Origin of the sequence: Methylomonas sp. MS20, assembly GCF_050275925.1 — a bacterium.
GTDB lineage: Bacteria > Pseudomonadota > Gammaproteobacteria > Methylococcales > Methylomonadaceae > Methylomonas > Methylomonas koyamae_A.
The window spans coordinates 5096471-5118629 of record NZ_CP189962.1 but is presented as its reverse complement, the minus strand read 5'-3'; the positions used below and the strand labels follow the sequence as shown (position 1 = coordinate 5118629).

Sequence of the window (22159 nt, the reverse complement as noted above, 5' to 3'; positions counted from 1 at the left end):
AAGCGCGTGTCAAACACCTCTGGTAGTTGGCACAGCGCTTTTTTTGTTTATACCCGCCCCCAGGTCGCGGCGATGATCTTTTTGGGATTTTCGGCCGGCCTGCCTTTTTCGTTGATTTCCACGACACTTTCCGCTTGGCTGGCCGACGAACACGTCGATTTGTCGGTCATCGGCTACTTCAGCTTGGTCGGCGTCGCTTATTCCGTCAAAGTGTTGTGGGCGCCGGTGGTCGATCGTTTGCCGCTACCACTTTTGGATTCCTGGCTAGGGCGGCGGCGTAGTTGGATACTGAGCGCGCAACTCGGCATCGCGGCCGGCCTATGGGCGATCAGCGGCGCGGATGTGGTAGGTCACTTGGCGGATGTCGCATTGCTGGCCGTCTGTGTGGCTTTTTGCTCGGCGACCCAGGATATCGCCATCGATGCCTATCGAATCGAGGCGGCCGCTGTCCGCTTTCAAGGCGCGATGGCCGCCATGTATGTATTTGGATATCGCTTGTCGTTATTGGCCGCCGGAGCCGGTGTTTTTTATATCGCCGAATTCGCCAGTTGGCGATTGGCTTACCAAGTCATGGCCGCGTCGATGTTGTTGGGCATTATCACGACGCTGCTGGTTAAAGAGCCGTCTCACACGCAAGCGGCTGAAGAGCGGCTGTTGGAAGCATCGCTTGAATCGGCGCTGGGTGTCGCCGATTTGTCTTCGCCGCTCAAGCGATTGGCGTGTTGGTTGTCGGACGCGGTGCTTAGTCCGTTTGTCGAGTTTTTCCATCGAAACGGCAGAACAGGGTTGCTGATATTGCTGCTGATCGCGGTTTACAAGATGAGCGACATCGCGATGGGCGTGATGGCAAACCCTTTTTATCTGGAACTGGGTTTCAGTAAAAAGGATATTGCCGACGTCAGCAAAATTTTTGGCTTTTTCATGACCATCCTCGGTACTTCGCTGGGCGGGGTTCTGGTGATGAAGTTCGGCATCATGCGACCTCTGTTGCTCGGGGCCGTGATTGTAGCCGCCACCAATTTGCTGTTCGCCGCATTGGCGGTCGTCGAGCCGGATACCCGCTTATTGGCCGGCGTAATCAGTGCCGACAACCTTAGCGGCGGCATTGCCTCGGCGGCTTTCATCGCCTATCTGTCCAGTCTGACCAATACGGCTTACACCGCCACCCAATACGCTTTGTTCAGCTCGTTGATGACCTTGCCGGCCAAATTGATCGGCAGTATTTCCGGCGAAGTGGTCGCGCAGTTCGGTTACCATGCTTTTTTCGTGTATTCAGCCGTGATCGGCCTGCCTGGGGTAGTGTTGGTGCTCGTGCTGATGCGCTTGCCGACGGCCAGCCCGGACAAATAACAGCGGATATGGCGACAGGTGATACAAGCTAACCTGCCGCACCCATGTCCAAGGTCGGCCAATGAGCGGTTATTGGCAACCCGAGAAATTCGAATATCGTAGATCTTCAAATCCGCGGAGTTTCCGCCGCCCCATTCCCGCCGACTTCGCGCGGCTCGTGTTTTAGCCCCTCGCGGTCAAAACCCCGGTATGCCAAGCTGCTGGATTTTGACCGCATTATCGCCTTCTTCGTAGGCCAACAATTTTCCGTCCCGTTGCCACAGCTTGAAAGCCAGCGCGTAGGATAAAACCCGGATCGGATAATCGCGGGGCAAGGTTTGCAAATAGGGCTGCATCGTCACGAAATCGGTCGCGCCGTATTGCTGCATGATGAAGCGCAAACCACCGTTGCGCGGCCCGATGTTGTAAGCCAGCAAACCCAGAAACAAATCGCCTCGCATTTCCTCCAGATAGTGCTTTAACGTGGCCGCCGCCAAATAAGCGTTATGGCGTGGATCGTTCACTTGCGGCTCCGTCACATCGAGTAAATCGGCGGCTCGACGGGTGATGAACTGGGGGACGGCGGTAATCTGAAACAAGCCTTTACCGCCGTCATGACTGTCGCGCGGTAAAAACGACGATTCGGTGGCGGCCACCCCTAGCAACAGATGCTCGTCGACGCCGATGGCGTCGGCGGCTTCGCGGATCGCCGAACGGTAGGCGTCGGCGCGTTGCAGCAGTTTTTGCAGGCCGCCGATTTCGTGGCGACGGTAAGCGGCGTAAACCTGGTGAGCCAACGTCACCCGCTCAGCCTCGGACTTGCCGCCAACCAACGCGCGAAAGTGGCCGAATACCGGGGTATAGCCGTCGTGAAACACAAACCACAGCATCCCCAGCGCCAGGATCAGCGCCAGGCCGGCCGGCAGCTGCGCCAACCGCCGCGCCAATGGCACGCGCAATTGGTACCAGCCGACCAACAACAAGGCCGCTGTCACGATCAACGCCACGACGCCGCCGGCAAACGGTAGCAAGCTGCTAAAAAATCCCGAGCCGGATAACCAACTCGCTGAATAGCCCAGCGCCACCATTGTCGCCAACACGGCGGCCAAGCCCAAGCCGACGGCCTCGGCCGCCAGCAAACGCCAGTCGGATGGCGGGGCCGGCGGCGGCTTACGTCGGGACTTGCGAGCGGATGGCCCCGCAGGCTTCGGTTTGCGGGCCGGCGCGGCGAGTTTCTTGGGCTTAACGGCAACGGGTCTGGACATCGTGAGCGAATCGGGTGGCGGGTTCTGGCATTGTGGCCGGTAAATCGTCTATGCTCGTCGGTCAACGCAACCAGCTTGAGACGAGATCATGGTAACACCAGGCCGACCGGGCGGCGAATCGGCCGATTGCCGCAAGACTGTTTCAATGATGTTCTTACATTCCAAACTGACGGCCTCGGTTGAGCGGCTTGGTCCCGATTGGGTTCTTGGCCGCTCGGTTGGCGATTCTCGGGACGCCTCCGAACCGTTTCGCGGTTCGCCTGAAATGCCGCGGTAGTCAATGTCCAACGAATTCCGCCCAGCTTGGTGGCTGAACAACCGCCATTTGCAAACTATCTATCCAGCCTTGCTGCGCCGCGTCGTGGCACCGATCGACTTGCGGCGCGAGCGATTGGAGTCGCCGGACGGCGATTTCGTCGATTTGGATTGGCTCTACGACCGGCAACCCACACTGGCGATCTTGCTGCACGGCCTAGCCGGCAGTAGCCGTTCGGGTTATATCGTCGGCGTGCAGCGGCGACTCCATCAACTCGGCATCGGCAGCGTAGCCCTGAATTTTCGCGGTTGCGGCGGCGAGATGAATCGGCTGGCGCGCTGCTATCATTCCGGCGACACCGAGGATGTGGATTTTCTCTACCGCACGTTGCGTCGGCGCCTGCCGGACACCGCGTTGGCGGCCGTCGGGTTTTCGCTGGGCGGCAACGTATTGTTGAAATGGCTGGGAGAACGACGCGATTCGATTGAGCTGTTCGGCGCCGTCGCGGTGTCCGTGCCGTTGATGTTGAATCTGTGCGCCGACCGCTTGGATCGCGGCCTATCCAAAATCTATCGCGATTATCTATTGCGCGAGCTAAAACAATACATCGTCGCCAAGCGCCGCCATCTGCACCGCCTGGGCCGTATCCAGCAAGCCGGCTTGCTCGACGACTTGGGCGACCTGGCGCCGATCCGTTCGTTTTGGGAATACGACGACCGGGTGGTGGCGCGGCTGCACGGTTTCAGCGACGCGCACGATTACTACCGACGCTCCAGTTCTCGCCAATTTCTGGGACGAATCGAGGTTCCAACCCTGATTCTGCAGGCCGAGGACGACCCGTTCATGACGCCGGCGGTGCTACCGGCCGCCGCCGAGTTGGCGTCCGGCGTGACGTTGCAAGTTTGTGGCGGCGGCGGCCATGTCGGCTTTGTTGGCGGCCATCTGCCGTGGCGGCCGACATTTTGGCTGGAGCAACGAATCGGCGATTTTCTGCTCGCGCACTTACCGGAAAGTAGCCGCGAAACCGGCGGATAACTGAACCCATCCCGTCCACCTCGGTCTATCGCCGGACTCTCAGAGGAGCTTGGTCGCCGCAAATAGCCGCCGAGCGAGTCTGTGGTAGAATTTTCGCCTCTTTTCCCGGACGATTTCGATGGGCTCCGTACAAGCGATTAGACCCTTCCAACTGACAGACCGCTTCGGGCGGGTCGTCAATTACCTTCGGGTATCGATTACCGACCGTTGCGACTTTCGTTGCGTGTATTGCATGGCTGAAGACATGACGTTTCTGCCGCGCAAGCAAATTCTCAGTCTGGAAGAAATCCAGTTCATTTGCGAAGCCTTCGTCGGCCTTGGCGTGAACAAGATTAGGGTCACCGGCGGCGAGCCGCTGGTGCGTAACGGCGCGTTGGATTTATTACGCAACATCGGCGCCATACCTGGCCTCAACGAATTGGTCTTGACCAGCAATGGCTCGCATCTGGCCGATATGGCCGGCGACTTGCGTGCCGCCGGCGTCAAACGCATCAACATCAGCCTGGACACCCTGGACCCGGTCAAATTCAAAGCCTTGACTCGTACCGGCGAACTCGGCCAAGTGCTGGCCGGCATCGAGGCCGCCCGCTCGGCGGGTTTCGAGCGCATCAAGCTGAATGCGGTCGTCATGAAGGATCGCAACCACGCGGAAGTCGGCGATCTGGTGCAATTCGCGGTCGATCGCGGTCTGGACATCAGTTTTATCGAGGAAATGCCGTTGGGCAAAGTCGATCAACACCGGCGCGGCGACAGTTATTATCCGAGCGAGGCGATCCGCGCCGACTTACGGCCGCGCTTCAAACTCGAAGCCATCGCCGACTCGACCGGCGGCCCGTCGGCGTATTTTCGGGTGGCCGGCAGTGCCAGTCGGGTGGGTTTTATCTCACCGCTTAGCGCCAATTTCTGCGCCGCTTGCAATCGGGTGCGCCTGACCGCCGAAGGCAGGCTATTACTGTGTCTGGGCAACGAACATTCGGTCGATTTGAAGGCGGTGGTCCGCGAGCATCCGGGCGATTTGGCGGTCTTGCAACAGGCTATCGTCGCGGCGATGCGCATCAAGCCGGAAAAGCACGAATTCAACATCCATGAACAGCCGGTCATTCTGCGGCACATGAGCGCGACCGGCGGCTGACCCAGGAGTATCGACATGTCGGACAACAAAGCTTATCACATCATCGCCGAGGCCCGGCGTTACAAGGAAGAGCGCGAAAAAGGCTACCGCGAGCAAGCGCTGAAATTGTTTCCGTGGATTTGCGGCCGCTGCGCCCGCGAATTCGACCACAAGAACTTGCGCGAATTGACGGTGCACCACGTCAACCACGATCACGACCATAATCCGCCGGACGGCAGCAACTGGGAATTGCTGTGCTTGTATTGCCACGACAACGAGCATCAACGCTATGAGGAGCAAGTGCGCTACGGTAGCAAGGGCAGCTCGGACGGCAAGTCGCCGACCGCTACCTTCAACCCCTTCGCGGATCTGAAAAAGCTGATGAACAAAGACTGATGGCCGGCAAGTGCGTCTGGGCGCTGGCCAGCGCCAACGAAGAGCATTACCACGACCACGAATGGGGCGTGCCGCTACACGACGACCGGCGGCTGTTCGAGTTTTTGATTCTGGAAGGCGCCCAGGCCGGCTTGAGCTGGCGAACGATACTGGACAAGCGGCCGGCTTATCGTATCGCCTTCGACGACTTCGATCCGCTGAAAATCGCCGCCTACGATCAGGGCAAAATCGACAGCCTGTTGCAAAATCCCGGCATCGTCCGCAACCGCCTGAAAATCCAGGCCGCCGTCGCCAACGCCAACGCCTTCTTGGAGGTTAAGCAAGCCTATGGCAGTTTCGACCGCTATATATGGGGTTTTGTCGATGGCCGGACCGTGCAAAATCGGTGGCGCGCTCACGCCGAGATTCCGGCCTACACTGAAGCATCGGCGCGAATGAGCAAGGATCTGCAAAAGCGCGGCTTTAAATTCGTCGGCAAAACCATCTGCTATGCTTATATGCAGGCGGTCGGCATGGTCAACGACCACACCGTCGATTGCTTTCGCCACTCGCAACTTTCGCCCGCCCTTCAATGAATTCACCGCAACCGGACGCCGAATGCCTGGCCTTAATCGCGCGTCTGGATAGCTTGATGCTGGCGACCCGCTCCGAACAACATCACGCTGAAGCCAGTTACGCGCCGTTTCTGTTCGATCGTGGCGCGTTCCACATTTTCGTTAGCGCCTTGGCCAGTCATACCGGCAACCTGCTGACGCATCGTCGGGCCGGCGTTCTGCTGATCGAACCGGAAGCGGACGCCGCGAATCCCTTCGCCCGGCGCCGGGCCAGTTTCGAGTGTCGGGTCGCGGAAGTCGAGGCCGATAGTGGTGAATACAGCAGCGTGCTGGATTCGATGCAGCAACGCTTGGGCGCGACCGTGGCATTGCTGCGAAGCTTGCCCGATTTTCGGTTGCTGGCGCTGACCCCTATCCACGGCCGGTATATCGCCGGCTTTGGCCAGGCTTACGATTTGGATACCCGCCGTTTCGGCGAATCCGCTGATTAGAGGCTTTCGACCTAAAACAGCGCCTCTATCATGCCTGCCGCACTGAAACTTATATTGGCGAATTTGACGGTGGCGCTGGCGTATTTCGTTGGCGGTTACCTGGGTGGCCTGCTAACGACGCCGCCCAACTACGCCAGCCCGGTGTGGCCGCCGGCCGGCATCGCCCTGGCCGTGACGCTGGTTTACGGCAAAACCATCCTGCCCGGATTGTTCCTCGGCGCGTTGGCCGCGCAGGTCCACGCCTTTTTAAACCCAACGCTATTCGAAGATAATCTGGCTCCATTGTGGTTGGGCGCTACCGCCGCGCTCGGCGCCTGTGGGCAAGCCCTGCTGGGCGCTTTTTCGATCCGGCGCTGGCTGGGGCAATTCAATCCCTTGATGGATAGCCGGCACATCGTCAGTTTTTTTGCATTGGCCATCCTCAGTTGCCTGGTTTCCGCGACGGTCGGCTGTACCTACTTGTTCAGCAGAGGATTGGTCGCGCCGGCCGATCTGGCCTTCAATTGGGGCGTTTGGTGGGTCGGCGATTCGATAGGCACGGTGATTTTCACGCCGCTGTTGTTACCCTTCATTGCCGCGCCGCGCCACGTTTGGCGGCGTCGGCGGGTGTCGGTGGTGATGCCGCTCCTGGTATGCGTCGGTTTGGTCGCCGCCGCCTTCGAGTTTAACCGGCACCAAGAGATTCAACGTCTCCGGGATGGCTTCGGCAAGCAAACCGCATTGCTGAGCGCGACGCTGCGCCAACACATCGCCGATCACCTGTCAGTCAATCGCACGTTGCGGGCGCTATTCGACAGCAATAAATTCATCGGCCGCGAGCAATTCAATGTGTTCGGCCAAGCGCTGCTCGAGGCGCATCCCGAGTTTTTAGCGCTGGAATGGTTGCCGCTGGTGCGCGCTGACGATCGACTGGGTTTCGAAGCCCAGTATCGCCTAGATGTACTCGAGTATTCCGCCGGCGGCTGGTTGGCCGCCGAACACCGCCCATACTATTTCCCCCAACTCTATCGGGTCGGCACCAGCCAGCCCGATGGCTTCGACGCCGCGAGCGAACCCGAGGCCGCCGCCGCGATTCTGACGGCGGCGGGCAGCGGCGAATCGACATTGGCCCGCCGCGGAGATCGCGCTTGGGCGCTGTATACGCCGGTATACGCCAGCGGCGTCGGTCGGTCCGCGTCCGAACGCCGAGCCGGATTAATCGGTATGCTCGCCAGCGTGTTCACGTTGAGCGACGAAATCGCCCATCCGCGCGCGCTACTACCGGACAGTCGGCTGGTTCTGGCGATCAAGGAGGGCGATACACCGCTATTCGACAATCAAACCCAGAACCGCTTCGACAGTCTGCATTTGCCTGCTTTCGAAAAACGAGAAACCATCGCTTTTGCGGACCGTCTTTGGACCTTGATTTATCGGCCGGCGCCAGAGTTCTATGCGCTTCAGCACACCTGGGACGCGCGTTGGCTGCTGCTTGGCGGCTTCGTGTTCTCGGCCTTGACCGCGTTCGGTCTGATGCTGATCACCGGCCGTACCGCCAGGGTAGAGGAACTGGTGGCACTGAAGACCCGCGACCTGCTACGCAGCAATCAAGCCCTGAACATCGAGATCGAGCGGCGCAAGCAGCAGGAGAACGAACTGCGCGTCGCCGCGACGACGTTTCAGTCCCACGAGGCCATCCTGATTGCCGATCCCCACGGCGCCGTCGTTCGGGTCAACGACGCCTTTACGGATATTACCGGTTATCCGGCCGAGGAAATCGTCGGTCGCCATGCCAGGCTATTATTGAGCGGCACGCCGGCGCGCAAGATTGGCCGCGGGATTGTTCGCGCCCTGGCGGACAAGAACCAATGGCAAGGCGAGTTTTGGAGCCGGCATAAGGACGGCAAGCCCTTCCCCGGCTGGCTGACCGTGACTGGCGTCCGCGACGACCAAAACTGCTTGTTGAACTATGTGGCCATATTTTCGGACATCAGCGAACAAAAAGCCGCGGAACGGGAAATTCACGAGCTGGCGTTTTACGACCCGTTAACCGGCTTACCTAACCGCCGTTTGCTACTGGACAGGCTGAAACAAGAAATCGCCGCCGCCAAACGTCAGCAGACCTATGGCGCGCTATTTTTTCTGGATTTGGATCATTTCAAGCATTTGAACGATTCGCTCGGCCACAATGTCGGCGACGACTTGCTGACCCAGGTGGCCCGGCGCTTGCGGAATATTATCCGCGAAGAAGACACTGCCTGCCGGCTGGGGGGCGACGAGTTCATCGTCATGGTGCCCGGCCGTTATCACTTGATGGAACAGGTCAGCGATCACGCCGCGATGCTGGCGGAAAAAATTCTGCAGACCATCAATCAACCGTTTCAAGTCTTTGGCGGCGAACACCATTTTTCGACCAGCATCGGCGTCACGCTATTTCCGGAGGCGACCGACCAACCCGAGGCGGTTATCCAGCAAGCCGACACCGCGATGTACCGCGCCAAGGCCAACGGCCGCAACAGTATTAGCTTTTACCGGCCGTCGATGCAGCAGTCGGCCGATCGGCGCCTGACCTTGGAAAAGGAGTTGCGCCAGGCGCTGAAGTCCCGCCAGTTTCTGCTGCATTACCAGCCTCAGGTCGACCACCTGGGCCGGGTGTTGAGCGTCGAGGCGCTGATCCGCTGGCAGCATCCGGAAAAAGGCATGATTTCGCCGGCCGAATTCATTCCGGTTGCCGAGGAAACCCAACTGATTCTGCCGATCGGCGAATGGGTAATCGAAGAGGCTTGCCGGCAAATCCGCCGCTGGGATCAACAAGCCGTGCCGGTACGCCATATCGCGGTCAATGTCAGCTCCCGGCAATTCCGCCATGCCGGCTTCGTCGCGCGCATTCGCCACATTCTGGCCGAAACCGGCATAGATGCCAGCCGCTTGGTCCTCGAATTGACCGAAGGTTGCGTCATCAGCGACATCGACGATACCGTCGAGAAAATGCGCGACCTGCAAGGCATGGGCATCCTGACCTCGATCGACGATTTCGGGGTAGGCTATTCATCGCTGTACTACCTGAAGAAGTTGCCGATTTCCCAATTGAAAATCGACCAAAGCTTTGTCCGCGACATCGCCGTCGATCCCAACGGCGCGGTGATTGTCGAAACCATCATCAACATGGCCAAGAATCTGGGCTTGAACGTGATTGCCGAAGGCGTCGAAACCCAGGAGCAAATCGAGTTTCTACAGGCCAAGGGCTGCTTGTCCTACCAAGGGTTTTATACCGGAAGACCGGCGTCCGCCGACAGCTTCGGCCGGCGAACGCATCCGGCCGCGCCGCTTACCTGACGCAAGTCGTGGTCGGCTTGGTCCGCAACCAATTGGCCAGGCGATTGGCGGCGCTTTGCATGGCGTCGTCCTTGAAACGCATGCCGCTATAGGCCAAGGCCCGCCAGACTTCGCGGGCATCCACCAATTTGTCGCCGCCCAAAATAGTTTCGCCGCTCCAGCACGTGCGGGTATTGCCGTCCGAGTGCAGCACGCCGTCGTCGCCGACTCGGGCGGCCAGCCACTGCGCGGCCAGCTTCAAGTCGGCTTGCAGGGTCTCAGTATGAACGCCGTCATAGCCCGCCATCAGCAGCTCATTGATCTGATTGATCGCTACGGCTTGATAGTGGGTATCCCAACCGGATTTCTCGATGAAATAGCCGGCGGTACCGTCGAACTTTTCCAAAGCGGTTTCCAAGTAGCCTTCAACTAAATTCAGCGCGAATTCGTCTTCGAACAGGGAGCCGCAGGCTTGATAAGCCACGGCATCGAACAGCAAGCGATTTGCCGCGTAAAGGTCGGCGTTGTACAAGGATTCGTCTTGAGACTCCAACCAGGCCAGCGACCGGGCCAGGGCGGCGCTGACCGTCTTGCGCTCGGCATCGCTTCCGACTTGGATCGCTGTTTCGCTCGGATATTGATTCAGCGCCTTAACCGCCAAACAGGACTCGCCGAGAAAAAAACTGGCCGCTTGAGCAACGATACCCGGCGTGATCGTGTAGCCTCGCATCGATTCGGGCAACTGGAACGGCACGCTGCCGTCCACGCCTATTGAATCGGCTCCCACTTTCATTGCCATGAAAGCCTTGCGGGCGTCGGCCAAGCGTCCGGCCGCCAACAAGGCGCGCGTGGCCTTGCCGCTATACAATTGCCAACGCGGGCTGAACATGCCGTTCCATTGATAGTTCCGTCCCAGGAAGTAGTTACCGGTCGGTGGAATACCCGGTGTAATGAAGGAAAGACTGTCTTTTAAGAATTTGCCGTAAACCGCGCCGTCCGAGGTTTTGGGTTCGATCGTCGCGCCGGCGGAAGGCGGCGAAGCTTGATTGAGTTGTTCGATCGACATATCCCATTCCGGTGGCACTAGCAGCCAGGCGATGGCTATCGTTAGAATCGCCAACAAGCCGCTCGCCCAAAGTATCCTAGTTTTATTCATACGTTCTCCTGATGTTTCGTTGTAATTGCATTTGGCTGCCGGGCTACTCCGGCGACGGCTGTCCCGAAACAGCGCGAAATTTAATGTTAGGCGCTCCAAATTCGCGTTTGTTGCATGCCCGCGCAACAAACCTTCTCCAATCGGCGGCGGCTGAGCTAAAATCCGCGCGACACAAAACTTACGACTTAAACCGATGAACGTCAAAAATTGTTTACTCAGCGTAGTGTTTTTATGCATTGGCAATGCGGCGTATGCCGATAAGACGCCCATTCGCCTGGGTACCATGGCGGCCGGTACCCTGAACTGGGAATTGGCGGCGATGCGCGACCAGGGCTTGCTGGAAAAAGCCGGCTTCAGCCTGGAAGCGGTGGCGATCGCCAATCAGCAGGCCGGCAAGGTGGCATTGCAAGCCGGCGCGGTCGACGTCATCGTCTCGGACTGGATTTGGACTTCCGCAATGCGCGCGGAAGGCCACGCCTACAGTTTTTATCCCTATGCCGATACCTCCGGCGTGTTGTTGGTCCCGGCGGATAGCCCGATCAAAACCCTAACCGATTTGCCCGGTAAAAAACTCGGCGTGGCCGGCGGCGAGCTCGATAAGAACTGGCTGTTACTGCAAGCCTTGGGCAAGCAACAGCAACTCGACTTGAACGCCAGCGTCGAGAAAGTCTACGCCGCTCCGCCGTTGCTCGGCCAGCAATTGCAGAGCAAGCGGCTGGACGCCTTGTTGACCTATTGGCAGTTCGCCGCGCATCTGGAGAGCCTCGGTTACCGAGCCTTGCTTAGCGGCGAAGACATCATCGCCAAACTCGGCATTACCGAAACCGTTCCCAGCCTGGGTTACGTGTTCAAACAGGACTGGGCTGATTCGCATAAGACCGATTTCTTGCAGTTTCTGACCTTGAGCCGGCAAGCTCGCGATACTTTGTGCAGCTCCGATGCCGCCTGGCAAAAAATACTACCGCTCACCGACGCCGCGACGCCGACCGAGCAAGACCGCTTGCGTCAGCGCTATTGCCAAGGCCGGGTGGAAGCCTGGGGCGCTCCGCAACAAGACGCTGCTCGGGCCATTTTCACGCTATTGCACGGCTTAAGCGGCAATAAGTTGACCGGCGGCGCCGATCGTCTCCAAGCCGGGACATTCTGGTCGACCGACTGACCGTGGCGGTACCATTTCGCTTGCCCCGCATTGCGGTGCCTCTGGCCTCGCTGGCGCTCCTGATCGCGCTGTGGAGTCTGGTCGCCACGGCGGCGGCCAATCCCAGCCTACCGCCGCCTAGCCGTGTCGCTGTCACCCTTTACCGGGCAGTAGCTTCCGGCGAATTGCCTTATCACTTAGGCGTCACGCTACTACGCCTGTCGATCAGTTTTACGATCGCGATGTTGTTGGGCTGCGGACTGGGCTTGGTACTCGGCCGGCATAAACAGCTGGATGCCTTTTTCGACAACTGGTTGGTGTTATTTTTGAACATCCCAGCCCTGGTCACCATCATCCTATGTTACGTCTGGTTCGGTCTGTCCGAATCCGCGGCGATCCTGGCGGTCGTCATCAACAAATTGCCCAACGTGGCGGTGACGATACGCGAGGGCACCCGCGCGTTGGACCGGGATTTACTGGACATGGCCCGCAGTTACGGCTTCAGTCCCGCCAAAACCCTGCGGCACGTCGTCTGGCCGCAACTGCATCCGTTCGTGATGAGCGCGACCCGCTCCGGTCTGGCGCTGATCTGGAAGATCATCCTGGTCGTCGAGTTGCTCGGCCGCGGCAACGGCATGGGCTATCAATTGCATCTGTTTTTCCAGTTGTTCGATGTCGCCAGCTTGTTGGCTTATACGATTGCGTTCGTCGCGGTGATTCAACTCTTGGAATGGCTGGTGCTCAGACCGCTGGATGCCAAGGCGCGACGGTGGCGGCGATGACCGATATAGAAATCAGCGTCCTCGACAAGACTTACCGACCCGAGCATGCCGACGACCGCCAGCATAAGGCCATCGCCGATTTGCAGCTTCGGGTGGCGCGCGACCAGTTCGTCTGCCTGCTGGGACCGTCCGGCTGCGGCAAAACCACGCTGCTGAACATGATCGCCGGCCTGGACAGCCAGTACCAGGGCCAGATTCGTATCGGCCGCCTCGCGAGCCGGCCGAGAATCGGCTACGTGTTTCAGAGTCCCAGATTGCTGCCGTGGTACGACGTGCGCCGCAACATCGAACTGGTCTTTCCCTCCAAACCGCCGATCGAATTGATCGATGCCTTGCTGGACGCGATGCAACTCCGCGATGTTCAGCACGAATTTCCCGAGCGCCTGTCGCTCGGCATGCAACGTCGGGTCGCGATCATACGCGCCTTCGCGATCGATCCGGACTTGCTGTTGATGGACGAACCCTTCGTGTCGCTGGACGCGCCGAGTGCCCGTCAGGTCCGTAACCTGTTATACACGCTGTGGCAACAGCGCCCGCACACCGTGTTGTTCGTCAGCCACGATTTGCGCGAGGCCATCGCATTGGCCGACAGGCTGATTTTTTTATCCCCATCGCCGATGCGCATCGTCGCCGACATCGTGGTCGACATTCCCCGGCCGCTCCGAAATGACGAAGTTCAAATCGAAACCTTCCGGGGCACTTTGTATAGTCGGCATCCCCAGATCGCCGACCTGCTGTAGCGTGAAAACCGTAGCCGCCGAATGGGCGGTCGAAGAACTCATCAAAAAATCGCGTTTCATCGGCGTCGTTTGCCCCTGCTCCCGGGAACGCGATGCGCTGCTGTTTATAGAGCGTTTGCGCGTCCAACATTCCGGCGCCAGTCACGTCGCGTTTGCCTACCGAGTTCTCGGAGCGGACGGACTGATCGGCCGCTGCAACGATGCCGGCGAACCCAGCGGCACGGCCGGCAAGCCGATTTTTCAACACTTGGACGGTAAGCAATTAATCAACCTGTGCGTCGCGGTGGTGCGTTATTACGGGGGCGTCAAGTTGGGGGCCGGCGGTTTGACCCGCGCCTATGGCAGTCTCGCCAAGCAGGTCATCGACGCCGCGCAAATCGTTGAACATATCGAATTCGCCGAGTGCGAACTATCCCTGGATTACTCGCGTCTCCAAATGCTGGACTACCATTTGAAAAAGCTGGACGGCGTTATTGTCCACCAAGATTTCGCCGATTCGGTGACGTTGCGCGTCAAGCTACCCAAACACCAACTCGCCGCGCTTCAGGCGCTGATTCGGATTTAGCCCGTCAATCAAATGGCCACGCGTGGACGCCGGAATCATACCGGTCGCAACCTAACTTATTCTGTTGCGAATCATCAACATTCAATTTATATCTGGCACAGATGACAACTTGATGGCAACATTGTATCCAAATTTGAAACAAAGCATCTACGGATTGCTGTATTGTAAATAAAACGCTTGGGCCTTATAGTGAAGTCGTGTTCATTGCATTCGACTGTTTCAGTCTAGGAGTCCAAATGAAATCATCCAAAAACCTTTACCGTGACATTCTGACCGGCCTGTTTTTCACGACCGGCGTGTTTGGCTTTATGTCCGGCGAATTCGTGATTTCCACGATGCTGTTTGGAGCCGCCACGATCTCGAGCAACCTCGATTTCAACGGCTCGTTTCGCGCCTAGTTTTTAGTTGTACCTCCTCGTTGTTTTTTAAGCCGTTCGTTCCATAGCTCTGTGCTTGTCCGCTGCCCCTCACTCCGGGGCGGCGGGTCTTTTTCGTTACTCTCCCCACTGGTTTCTCTATTCGCCGCTCCAAGCCGGCGCTGCCTAGCTCCGTCGCTTGATGGTAAAATCTTCGAATATTCACTGCAGACCACGCCAAACCAATGACGACCGCCCCCGCCGCACTTTACGAATCTTACCTGCCTCATCTTAAACTGCTGGGTCGCGGCAAGGTCCGCGATATGTACGAAATCGACGCAGAACATTTGCTAATCGTCACGACCGATCGGATGTCGGCCTTCGATGTGATCATGCCGGACCCGATTCCGGGCAAGGGACAAGTCTTAACACGGGTGTCCAACTTCTGGTTCGCCCGGATGCGCGACATCATTCCCAACCATTTGAGCGACGATTTGTCACTGGCCGACGTGATTCCGGACCCGGCCTTGCGGGCACCCGTCGAAGGCCGGGCGATCATAGTCAAACGGCTCAAACCATTGCCTATCGAGGCCATCGTCCGAGGCTATCTGATCGGTTCCGGCTGGAAAGACTACCAGCGCACCGGCCAGGTTTGCGGCATCGCGCTCCCTGCCGGCTTGCAACAAGCGCAGCAACTGCCCGAACCGATCTACACGCCCTCGAGCAAGGCCGAGGTCGGCGTTCACGACGAAAACATCAGCTTTGCCGATACCGTTAACCTGGTCGGCCGCGAAGTCGCCGACCAGATTCGCGACGTCAGCATCCGGCTTTACAGCAGCGCCGCCGAATACGCGCTGGCGCGCGGTATTATCATCGCCGACACCAAATTCGAATTCGGCCAGGACGACAGCGGCAAGGTCTATTTGATCGACGAAGCGCTGACGCCAGACTCGTCGCGCTTCTGGCCGGTCGAGCAATACCAAGTCGGCATTAGCCCACCCAGCTTCGACAAGCAATATTTGCGCGATTACTTGGAAACCCTCGACTGGAACAAAACCGCCCCCGGCCCAAAACTCCCCGAGGAAGTCAGCCGCAAATGCGCCGAAAAGTACCGGGAAGCAGAGTTGAAGTTGGTCGGAGTCTAGCAGGCCAATACTGAGGTCGGCGCGGCATATCGACGGGCCGACCGAGCTTTCAGGATTCGAATAGTTCGAGCTAGGGCGCGTATCATACGGATAGTCGAAAAACTACGATACTTCGCCGAAATAGCTCTTACACAACAGGTTACGGGTAAGCCAAGATGCAGCGCGGATGTAGCGGGTTTCGAACATGGCAAATTCTACCTAACCCTTGGCTTGAGGAATACTGTCGAAAATGACCTTGGACAGCACCGCAAACGCCGCATCTTCAAACGCTTTGTCGTCCATGTATCGAGTGACGATCTTGTCGTTTTCGTGCATGCGTTTGATCATCAAGTCCTCCAACATTTGCCGCAGACCTAGCTGAAACTTATCAAACGGATTGGCTTGCCGTAGCTGTATCACCTCGGGAGTATTGGTAGCTTTTTCTCTGATTTGTTCGAAGAACAAGCGGTCTTCTTCGGTAAAGTTCGTGCCAAACCGGTTGTTCAATATCTCGATGATTTCCGACAGCGGGGCTTTTTCATCCTTGGCTTTACCGGTGCCGACATCGGTCGGACTTTTTACCGTGTACTCGCCTTGCCCATCCGCCAAATCAATCGCGCCGGAAAACACCCGTTGCAGCCGGTAATACTGTAAATCGACTTCGTCACCCAGCTTGACGTTGGTGTTATCTCTATCCAGCGGTAAATGCGGCAATAACAAGCGGCCAAAGCTATAGAGCATTTCCAGATCGGGATCGGCATAAGGCATGATCTGGCTCAAAAAAGCATACACATTCACATAACCGCTTAGCTTGTCCCGAAACACCGAGCGCTGCTCTTCATCGCCCATCGCCTTGAAGCGGTCGACTGCCGGTTGTAAATGGCGTTGCAAATGGGCGTGATCGGCCGGATTTTGCTTATTGGGTGATCGGTAAAAAATACGGGCAAACGCTTCCACTTCGTTCCAGTAATAAACCTGCATACTGTCCAAGTCATGCTTGACCTGTTCCAGCAAAGCCGGGTCGGAAGTTTCCTGCAAACTGGTGGCGTCGTAATAAGGTTTGAATGCGCGGTAAATGTCTTCAGCTTCATTGACAAAATCCAGCACGAACGGTGCCTCCTTACCGGGCAACATGCGATTCAAGCGCGACAGCGTTTGCACCGCCTGCACACCATCCAAACGCTTATCGACATACATCGCCATCAACTTTGGCTGATCGAAACCGGTTTGGTATTTGTTAGCCACCAGCAGCACTTGATAATCGGGTGAATTAAAGCGCTCGGGCAATTGTTTTTCGCTGATCGGTTTACCGCTCACACTGTCGATGTTCATGCCCGGTTCGGTATATTCCTGTCCACTCTCAGGATCGAGTACCGTGCCGCTAAACGCTACCAAGGGCTGCACATCATGGTAACCGTGTTGCTCAATATAAGCCTGAAAGGCCTGCATGTACTTAACCGCCTGCAAGCGGGTACTGGTTACCACCATAGCCTTGGCTTGACCGCCCAAATGGTGTTTAACGTGGTTGCGGAAATGTTCGACGATGATTTCGATTTTTTGGGAAATATTGGTTGGATGCAATACCAGAAATTTGGCCAAGGCCCGTGCCGCCTTTTTCTTGGGCAGGTTCGGGTCGTCCTGCATGGCTTTAACCAATTTGAAATAGGTTTTGTAGGTCGTGTAATTTTGTAACACGTCCAGAATAAAACCTTCCTCGATGGCTTGACGCATGCTGTACAGATGAAACGGTTCCGGCTTGCCGGTATGGCCAACGCGGCCGAACAGTTCCAAAGTCTTGCCCTTGGGTGTGGCGGTGTAGGCAAAAAAGCTGATGTTGGGTTGACGACCACGCGAAGCCATTACTTGATTCAAACGATCTTCCCAATCGGCGTCGTCGTCTTCAGCGTTGGCGGCATTCGCACCCAAAATCGACTTGAGTTCTCGGGCCGTTTCCCCGGTTTGCGACGAGTGCGCTTCATCGACAATCACCGCATATCGGCGTTTGGCAATCTCCTGCTCCCAAACTTTGGCTTGCGTTTTTGCCAGCTCGTCCGCTGCATCGAGATTATCGGCGCCAGCGGCATGCAGCAAACCGCGCAACACAAACGGAAACTTCTGCAAGGTGGTAATCACGATTTTGGTGCCGTCGATCAGCGCCGCCGCCAACTGCTTGGAATCCTGATCGATGGCCTTGACCACGCCTTGCGCGTGTTCGATTTGGTAAATAGCGTCCTGTAATTGCCTGTCCAGCACTTGCCGATCGGTAATCACAATCACGCAATCAAATACCTTTTGCTCATCGGCATTGTGCAAACTGGCCAAGCGATGCGACAGCCAGGAAATCGAATTGGTCTTGCCGCTGCCAGCCGAATGCTGAATCAGATAATTCTGGCCAGTGCCTTCCAATTGCGCCGCATTGACCAATCGCCTGGTAGCATCGAGCTGGTGATAGCGCGGAAAAATTACCGCCTCTTTCTGCAGCAAGCGACTGCCGCCCTTGCCATCTTCGACTTTCTCTTCCTTGCGTTCGATGAAAATAAAATTACCGAGGATGTCCAGAAACTGCTCGCGCTCAAGCACCTCTTCCCAAAAATAACCACTGCGGTAACCGGACGGGTGCTGAGGGTTACCCGCTCCGCACACCACTTCACCGGGATGGCTGCCGCGATTGAACGGCAAGAAAAAGGTCTTTTTGCCCGCCAGTCGTGTGGTCATATGGATTTCATCCGGGTCGGCGGCAAAATGCACCAGCGCCCGCTGTTTAAATTCGAACAACGGTGCGCGCGGATTACGGTCGTTGCGGTATTGCTGAACCGCATGCCGCCAATTTTGTCCGGTCCAAGGATTTTTTAGCTCGCAAGTTGCCACCGGCAAGCCATTAACCGCAAACAACATGTCCAACGTACTGTGATCACCCGGATGGCATGGCACCTGCCGCGTCACCGTCAGCCGGTTTTGTTGATAATGTCCCAGCACCTCTGCATTCAAGCCGTGCGCCGGTTTGAAATAGGCCAGCCGGAAGGTTTTGCCGTAAAACTTAAAGCCGTGGCGCAATACATGCAACGAGCCTTTAATCGCCAGTTCCTTAACCAGCTCTTTGATTAACAGGGCTTGTAGATTAGCGCCATGTTGCTCGCTCATGCTGTCCCAAAGCGGCGCTTGGGTGGCCGCAATAAAATCGAGGATTTGCGCCGGGAATAAGGCTTGATCCTTATCCCACTCCTTTACAGAACCTGCTTGCCAACCTTTGGCCAGCAGCATTTGCTCGACATAGCTTTCGAAGGCTTTTTCAGTGGTCTGGCTCATGGTCGTCCTTAACGTGAGTTAGCATCGCGCAATAGCAATGCGCGGCTGTATTCCAGAAATTCGTCCAGATGCCGGTTGATGATGCTGACGGTAATCGGCAGATGCAATTGCTGATAATCATGGACGGCGATATTGCGAAAACCGACCATGTGCTTTAGCGAGGCGGCCAAATCGGCAGTTATCCAGCCGCCTCGCGCCAGCAATTCGAACACGTCGCGGGCGCTTTGCGGTACGCCCAGTTTTTCGCGGCGAATCAGATGCTGGCCCATGTCCAGCGCCGCCTCGCAGGCGCGTTGAATGTTTAAAATCGCCGCATCCTGGCGGGTGAAATCGGCTGCAAAACCATCCGGGTTGGCGGCGTATTCCTCGCGTGCCCGCGCCACGCAACGTTCGATAGTTGCGGCTTTGTTGATCAGTACGTCATCGGCCATACACTGTGCCTCGGGCGCTAATGTCGTTTAATAGTCCGGCGCGGGCGGTATCGAGTTCGGTTTTTTCGCTCAAAATCGCCGCTTCGTACAGTGCCGCTTGCGTGTCGCTCGCCCACCAGCGTTGGCCCTGGGTAATGACTTGGTATTGCATCACGGTCGAGGCCGCACGCAGATCGAGCAAGTCCACCGGACAGCCGGCCAGATCCGCCAGGTCGCCTGCTAGCGCCCATAAAGTTTGCGGATTGGCGTAACCCGCCACCAGCACGGCCAGATCCAGATCGCTGTCCGGCCCGGCCGTACCCTGAATCCGGCTGCCGAAAGCATAAACCGCCAGCAGATTATTCAGTTCGGATTGTAGCTTGGCGACGATGGCATCGCTATTCATAACGCCCCCCGCACATCGATTTTGCCGGTCACGGCGGCGGTGATTAGCGCGCTACGGTATTCCTGCAAGCGAGTAATCGCGGTTTCGACTTTTGCCACCAGCCGGTCGATCTTGGCGGTTTCGCGGTCGAGGTAGGTGGCGATGGCGGTTTGTTCTTGGAGAGTTGGAGCGGGGACAAGCATCCGGCCAACTATTGTTGGATTCAAATTCAACATAGTTGTACCAACGGCGTTCAACTCAAGCACTCCAACAAATCCAGAATTTGAAATTACCTTTGAAAAGTAAGTTGCGTCGGAGTTTATAAATCTAATCAGCAGTGAGCCTGTTCCACAAATCCAGCCTGATTCAGCAGTTGTTACCAATGCGCATCGGCCAATTTCACCTCTTCGGCCCATGACAATATCGCCAGCTTGCAATTTATGACGTTGCAACCGATCCGCTGTTGATTCATCAACACAACATAATTCATCTGGGACCAATTTACCGCCAACAATTTGCGCGGGATTAATTAGTGGAATGCCTCCTTCAACATAATCGGAAGCATGGAGTTGACTTCCAAAAGGCCCTGTCTGAATTAATGATGTAATTCGAAATAATGGCATAACATGCCAATGCGAAGGGATTTCTCCCAACCACTCCACCCCGGAATCCTTGAAGGCTTGGACGGAAGGGCGTTCGCTGGTAGGGGCGAGTTTATTCGCCTCGGCCTGCGGGCGATTGAAATCACCCCTACCGTAAATGGCGGGCGTTTCACGGACTGCGGTATTGGCGGTGTTCAAGCCGAATTCGCGCGTGGCGTCGGCGGGCAGGCCGCGGGTGACGGTGCGGGAAATCAGCGCACTGCGTTTTTCCTTGAGCAATTCCACCAGCTTGCGTTTTTTCGCCACCAGCGTATCAATCCTCCCGGTTTCCCGATCTAGAAAATCAGCGATGGCGGTTTGTTCGGTTAGGGGTGGTACGGGCAATTCACAATTGCCAATAAAATCCCAATTAGCCCTTGGCATTTTAGAGCCATACGTAGAAGAATCGACTAACTTGATAAACCCATCGGCAAGTAGCCAATACAAAAGCGCTCGACGATCAAAATCTTCGGGCTGAATGACTAAAAGTTCGGTTGAGCAAAGTCCGTCGAAGTCTGGATTACACGCTTTTGCTAGATAGGGCCGCAATTTGCCGAACAGGGTTGTTCCTATTGAGAAATAATTTGCGATACCTGAAGGCACAATATCGGGGTCAACTGGTAGCAGTTTGCCACTCCAAGACTCGATATTTTCCATGCCAATGTAGGGCAGAGGGTTTTCCTCATTCGCTTCGACTTTTTTGTCACAAAGATGAGCAGCCAACTTTAGCCGCTTTACATCCCAATGCTCAGGCACATTTCCCAACCAAACCACGCCACTGTCCTTGTATTGCGGATAAGCTGGATACGTCATTGCCGATCGCCTTTTTCCAGTTCCTGCTCCAATTGCTCCAAAGCTTTCAAGTCTTCGGCATCGGCAGCCATTGCTTCGTCGGCGCGGCGTTTGGCGTCGAAATCGTCAAAGCGTTGTTCGGCAATGGATTTCATCGCTGCCTTACTGACTGAGCCAGCACCCCGTAAAATTGGCCGGTCATTGAACTCCAGCAAACGGTCGACATTAGTGCGCCAGTAATCCAGGGTCAGTTGCTTGCGTTCCTTGACGCGCAATTCGGCCTGTTCCAGAAAGATCACCACCAAGCGACTCAGCGAGTCGATTTCGTCGGCACTCAGGTAATTTTTGGCGACAATCACATCCGCTTTGCGCACCCGGCTGCCTTTCCAGGTGGTCAGGTTCATGTTGGGCGCGTTGGCATCGGCACGCTGGACGATGATTTCGGCGGCGGTGTGTTGGGTGACGGCAAACAGCAGCTTGTTTTGCACTTCGGCAAAGAACAGTTGCGCGTTGGTTTCGTTGCCCTGATAGTCGCTGCTGAGGGCAAACAGGTCGCGCACCTTTTGGTAAAAGCGTTTTTCCGAGGCGCGGATTTCGCGAATGCGCGCCAGCAATTCGTCGAAATAATCCCAGCCGCCGGGATTTTTCAGGCGCTCGTCGTCCATGACAAAGCCTTTGACCAAGTATTCGGATAAATGGCGGCTGGCCCATTGCCGGAATTGCGTACCTCTTGGCGAGCGTACCCGGTAACCGATGGCCAGGATCATTGGGAGGCTGAATAGTTTGGTTTTGTAGTTCTTGCCATCGGCGGCAGTTGTCAAGGATTCCTTGACAACTGAAGCTTCCAAAAGCTCACCCTCTTTAAGAATGTTTTTGATATGCAAGCTGACGTTCTGTTTGGTCGCGGCAAACAGCTCGGCAATTTCCAACTGTGTGAGCCAAACCGATCCTTCAATAGCCTTGAGATTGATATTGGCTTGGCCATCGTCGGTTTGGTAAAGAATGACTTCGCCTTGTCCTTGGATTGGCTGCATAT

General features: G+C 56.7%; 20 protein-coding genes. 13 read left to right on the top strand and 7 right to left on the bottom strand.

Features of this window, described 5'->3' with window-relative positions:
• Positions 1-6: 6 nt before the first annotated feature.
• Positions 7-1350 (top strand): AmpG family muropeptide MFS transporter, encoded by a 1344-nt coding sequence (locus ACQE3D_RS22805; protein WP_313730341.1) that lies wholly within the window; start codon positions 7-9, stop codon positions 1348-1350.
• A 176-nt stretch (positions 1351-1526) separates the two neighbouring features.
• On the opposite strand, the gene ACQE3D_RS22800 is transcribed toward ACQE3D_RS22805, so the two are convergent.
• Positions 1527-2594 carry a lytic transglycosylase domain-containing protein gene (locus ACQE3D_RS22800; protein WP_313730342.1) on the bottom strand — a complete coding sequence of 356 codons (1068 nt, stop codon included), beginning with the start codon at positions 2592-2594 and terminating at the stop codon, positions 1527-1529.
• Positions 2595-2874: 280 nt separating this feature from the next.
• Between ACQE3D_RS22800 and ACQE3D_RS22795 the strand changes: the two genes are divergently transcribed.
• From ACQE3D_RS22795 to ACQE3D_RS22770, 6 genes are all read left to right on the top strand, one after another.
• On the top strand, positions 2875-3885 hold the full coding sequence (locus tag ACQE3D_RS22795) for a hydrolase (protein WP_313730343.1): 1011 nt from the start codon (positions 2875-2877) through the stop codon (positions 3883-3885).
• A gap of 118 nt (positions 3886-4003) precedes the next feature.
• Complete coding sequence (gene moaA / locus ACQE3D_RS22790; RefSeq protein ID WP_313730344.1) at positions 4004-5017, top strand: GTP 3',8-cyclase MoaA; 1014 nt, start codon at positions 4004-4006, stop codon at positions 5015-5017.
• A 15-nt stretch (positions 5018-5032) separates the two neighbouring features.
• Positions 5033-5392 (top strand): YajD family HNH nuclease, encoded by a 360-nt coding sequence (locus tag ACQE3D_RS22785; RefSeq protein ID WP_064029196.1) that lies wholly within the window; start codon positions 5033-5035, stop codon positions 5390-5392.
• Positions 5392-5967: a DNA-3-methyladenine glycosylase I gene (locus tag ACQE3D_RS22780; protein ID WP_313730345.1), complete on the top strand. Its 576-nt coding sequence runs from the start codon at positions 5392-5394 to the stop codon at positions 5965-5967. Before ACQE3D_RS22785 ends, ACQE3D_RS22780 begins: the two co-directional genes overlap by 1 nt.
• Positions 5964-6437, top strand: a complete 474-nt coding sequence (locus ACQE3D_RS22775; protein ID WP_313730346.1) for a HugZ family protein — start codon at positions 5964-5966, stop codon at positions 6435-6437. The genes ACQE3D_RS22780 and ACQE3D_RS22775 overlap by 4 nt, the downstream gene beginning before the upstream one ends.
• 30 nt (positions 6438-6467) lie before the next feature.
• Positions 6468-9749: an EAL domain-containing protein gene (locus ACQE3D_RS22770; RefSeq protein ID WP_313730347.1), complete on the top strand. Its 3282-nt coding sequence runs from the start codon at positions 6468-6470 to the stop codon at positions 9747-9749.
• Here ACQE3D_RS22770 and ACQE3D_RS22765 read toward each other — a convergent pair.
• Positions 9742-10884, bottom strand: a complete 1143-nt coding sequence (locus tag ACQE3D_RS22765; RefSeq protein WP_313730348.1) for a hypothetical protein — start codon at positions 10882-10884, stop codon at positions 9742-9744. The two genes, ACQE3D_RS22770 and ACQE3D_RS22765, sit on opposite strands and share 8 nt — an antisense overlap.
• A 193-nt stretch (positions 10885-11077) precedes the next feature.
• On the opposite strand from ACQE3D_RS22765, the gene ACQE3D_RS22760 reads away from it, so the two are divergent.
• From ACQE3D_RS22760 to ACQE3D_RS22735, 6 genes are all read left to right on the top strand, one after another.
• The gene (locus ACQE3D_RS22760) at positions 11078-12043 is read left to right on the top strand and encodes an ABC transporter substrate-binding protein (protein WP_313730349.1); all 966 of its coding nucleotides are present in this window, start codon (positions 11078-11080) and stop codon (positions 12041-12043) included.
• A gap of 2 nt (positions 12044-12045) precedes the next feature.
• Positions 12046-12804: an ABC transporter permease gene (locus ACQE3D_RS22755; protein WP_313730350.1), complete on the top strand. Its 759-nt coding sequence runs from the start codon at positions 12046-12048 to the stop codon at positions 12802-12804.
• Complete coding sequence (locus tag ACQE3D_RS22750; RefSeq protein ID WP_313730351.1) at positions 12801-13544, top strand: ABC transporter ATP-binding protein; 744 nt, start codon at positions 12801-12803, stop codon at positions 13542-13544. The genes ACQE3D_RS22755 and ACQE3D_RS22750 overlap by 4 nt, the downstream gene beginning before the upstream one ends.
• Before the next feature lies 1 nt (position 13545).
• A complete protein-coding gene (locus tag ACQE3D_RS22745; protein WP_313730352.1) occupies positions 13546-14109 on the top strand; it encodes an IMPACT family protein in 564 nt (187 codons plus the stop codon).
• Between the two features lie 236 nt (positions 14110-14345).
• Positions 14346-14507: a hypothetical protein gene (locus ACQE3D_RS22740; protein ID WP_168028338.1), complete on the top strand. Its 162-nt coding sequence runs from the start codon at positions 14346-14348 to the stop codon at positions 14505-14507.
• A gap of 203 nt (positions 14508-14710) precedes the next feature.
• Positions 14711-15610 carry a phosphoribosylaminoimidazolesuccinocarboxamide synthase gene (locus tag ACQE3D_RS22735; RefSeq protein WP_071159031.1) on the top strand — a complete coding sequence of 300 codons (900 nt, stop codon included), beginning with the start codon at positions 14711-14713 and terminating at the stop codon, positions 15608-15610.
• A 198-nt stretch (positions 15611-15808) separates the two neighbouring features.
• On the opposite strand, the gene ACQE3D_RS22730 is transcribed toward ACQE3D_RS22735, so the two are convergent.
• Genes ACQE3D_RS22730 through ACQE3D_RS22710 form a run of 5 tightly spaced genes read right to left on the bottom strand, consistent with a single transcriptional unit; the run spans position 15809 to position 22157 of the window.
• Positions 15809-18895 carry a type I restriction endonuclease subunit R gene (locus ACQE3D_RS22730; RefSeq protein WP_313730353.1) on the bottom strand — a complete coding sequence of 1029 codons (3087 nt, stop codon included), beginning with the start codon at positions 18893-18895 and terminating at the stop codon, positions 15809-15811.
• An 8-nt stretch (positions 18896-18903) separates the two neighbouring features.
• Entirely contained in the window at positions 18904-19326 is a 423-nt protein-coding gene (gene hepT, locus ACQE3D_RS22725) for a type VII toxin-antitoxin system HepT family RNase toxin (RefSeq protein WP_313730354.1), read from the bottom strand.
• The gene (gene mntA / locus ACQE3D_RS22720) at positions 19316-19711 is read right to left on the bottom strand and encodes a type VII toxin-antitoxin system MntA family adenylyltransferase antitoxin (RefSeq protein ID WP_313730355.1); all 396 of its coding nucleotides are present in this window, start codon (positions 19709-19711) and stop codon (positions 19316-19318) included. Before mntA ends, hepT begins: the two co-directional genes overlap by 11 nt.
• Positions 19708-21144, bottom strand: coding sequence for a restriction endonuclease subunit S (locus ACQE3D_RS22715; protein WP_313730356.1), 1437 nt, complete (start codon positions 21142-21144; stop codon positions 19708-19710). The genes mntA and ACQE3D_RS22715 overlap by 4 nt, the downstream gene beginning before the upstream one ends.
• A complete protein-coding gene (locus ACQE3D_RS22710) occupies positions 21141-22157 on the bottom strand; it encodes a virulence RhuM family protein (RefSeq protein ID WP_313730357.1) in 1017 nt (338 codons plus the stop codon). Before ACQE3D_RS22710 ends, ACQE3D_RS22715 begins: the two co-directional genes overlap by 4 nt.
• Positions 22158-22159 lie beyond the last annotated feature (2 nt).

Bases quoted from the DNA above. Each gene is read 5' to 3' on its own strand.
- ACQE3D_RS22800 (WP_313730342.1), bottom strand. From the start codon at position 2,594: ATGTCCAGACCCGTTGCCGTTAAGCCCAAGAAACTCGCCGCGCCGGCC.
- ACQE3D_RS22795 (WP_313730343.1), top strand. From the start codon at position 2,875: ATGTCCAACGAATTCCGCCCAGCTTGGTGGCTGAACAACCGCCATTTG.
- moaA (WP_313730344.1), top strand. From the start codon at position 4,004: ATGGGCTCCGTACAAGCGATTAGACCCTTCCAACTGACAGACCGCTTC.
- ACQE3D_RS22785 (WP_064029196.1), top strand. From the start codon at position 5,033: ATGTCGGACAACAAAGCTTATCACATCATCGCCGAGGCCCGGCGTTAC.
- ACQE3D_RS22780 (WP_313730345.1), top strand. From the start codon at position 5,392: ATGGCCGGCAAGTGCGTCTGGGCGCTGGCCAGCGCCAACGAAGAGCAT.
- ACQE3D_RS22775 (WP_313730346.1), top strand. From the start codon at position 5,964: ATGAATTCACCGCAACCGGACGCCGAATGCCTGGCCTTAATCGCGCGT.
- ACQE3D_RS22770 (WP_313730347.1), top strand. From the start codon at position 6,468: ATGCCTGCCGCACTGAAACTTATATTGGCGAATTTGACGGTGGCGCTG.
- ACQE3D_RS22765 (WP_313730348.1), bottom strand. From the start codon at position 10,884: ATGAATAAAACTAGGATACTTTGGGCGAGCGGCTTGTTGGCGATTCTA.
- ACQE3D_RS22760 (WP_313730349.1), top strand. From the start codon at position 11,078: ATGAACGTCAAAAATTGTTTACTCAGCGTAGTGTTTTTATGCATTGGC.
- ACQE3D_RS22750 (WP_313730351.1), top strand. From the start codon at position 12,801: ATGACCGATATAGAAATCAGCGTCCTCGACAAGACTTACCGACCCGAG.
- ACQE3D_RS22740 (WP_168028338.1), top strand. From the start codon at position 14,346: ATGAAATCATCCAAAAACCTTTACCGTGACATTCTGACCGGCCTGTTT.
- ACQE3D_RS22735 (WP_071159031.1), top strand. From the start codon at position 14,711: ATGACGACCGCCCCCGCCGCACTTTACGAATCTTACCTGCCTCATCTT.
- ACQE3D_RS22730 (WP_313730353.1), bottom strand. From the start codon at position 18,895: ATGAGCCAGACCACTGAAAAAGCCTTCGAAAGCTATGTCGAGCAAATG.
- hepT (WP_313730354.1), bottom strand. From the start codon at position 19,326: ATGGCCGATGACGTACTGATCAACAAAGCCGCAACTATCGAACGTTGC.
- mntA (WP_313730355.1), bottom strand. From the start codon at position 19,711: ATGAATAGCGATGCCATCGTCGCCAAGCTACAATCCGAACTGAATAAT.
- ACQE3D_RS22715 (WP_313730356.1), bottom strand. From the start codon at position 21,144: ATGACGTATCCAGCTTATCCGCAATACAAGGACAGTGGCGTGGTTTGG.
- ACQE3D_RS22710 (WP_313730357.1), bottom strand. From the start codon at position 22,157: ATGCAGCCAATCCAAGGACAAGGCGAAGTCATTCTTTACCAAACCGAC.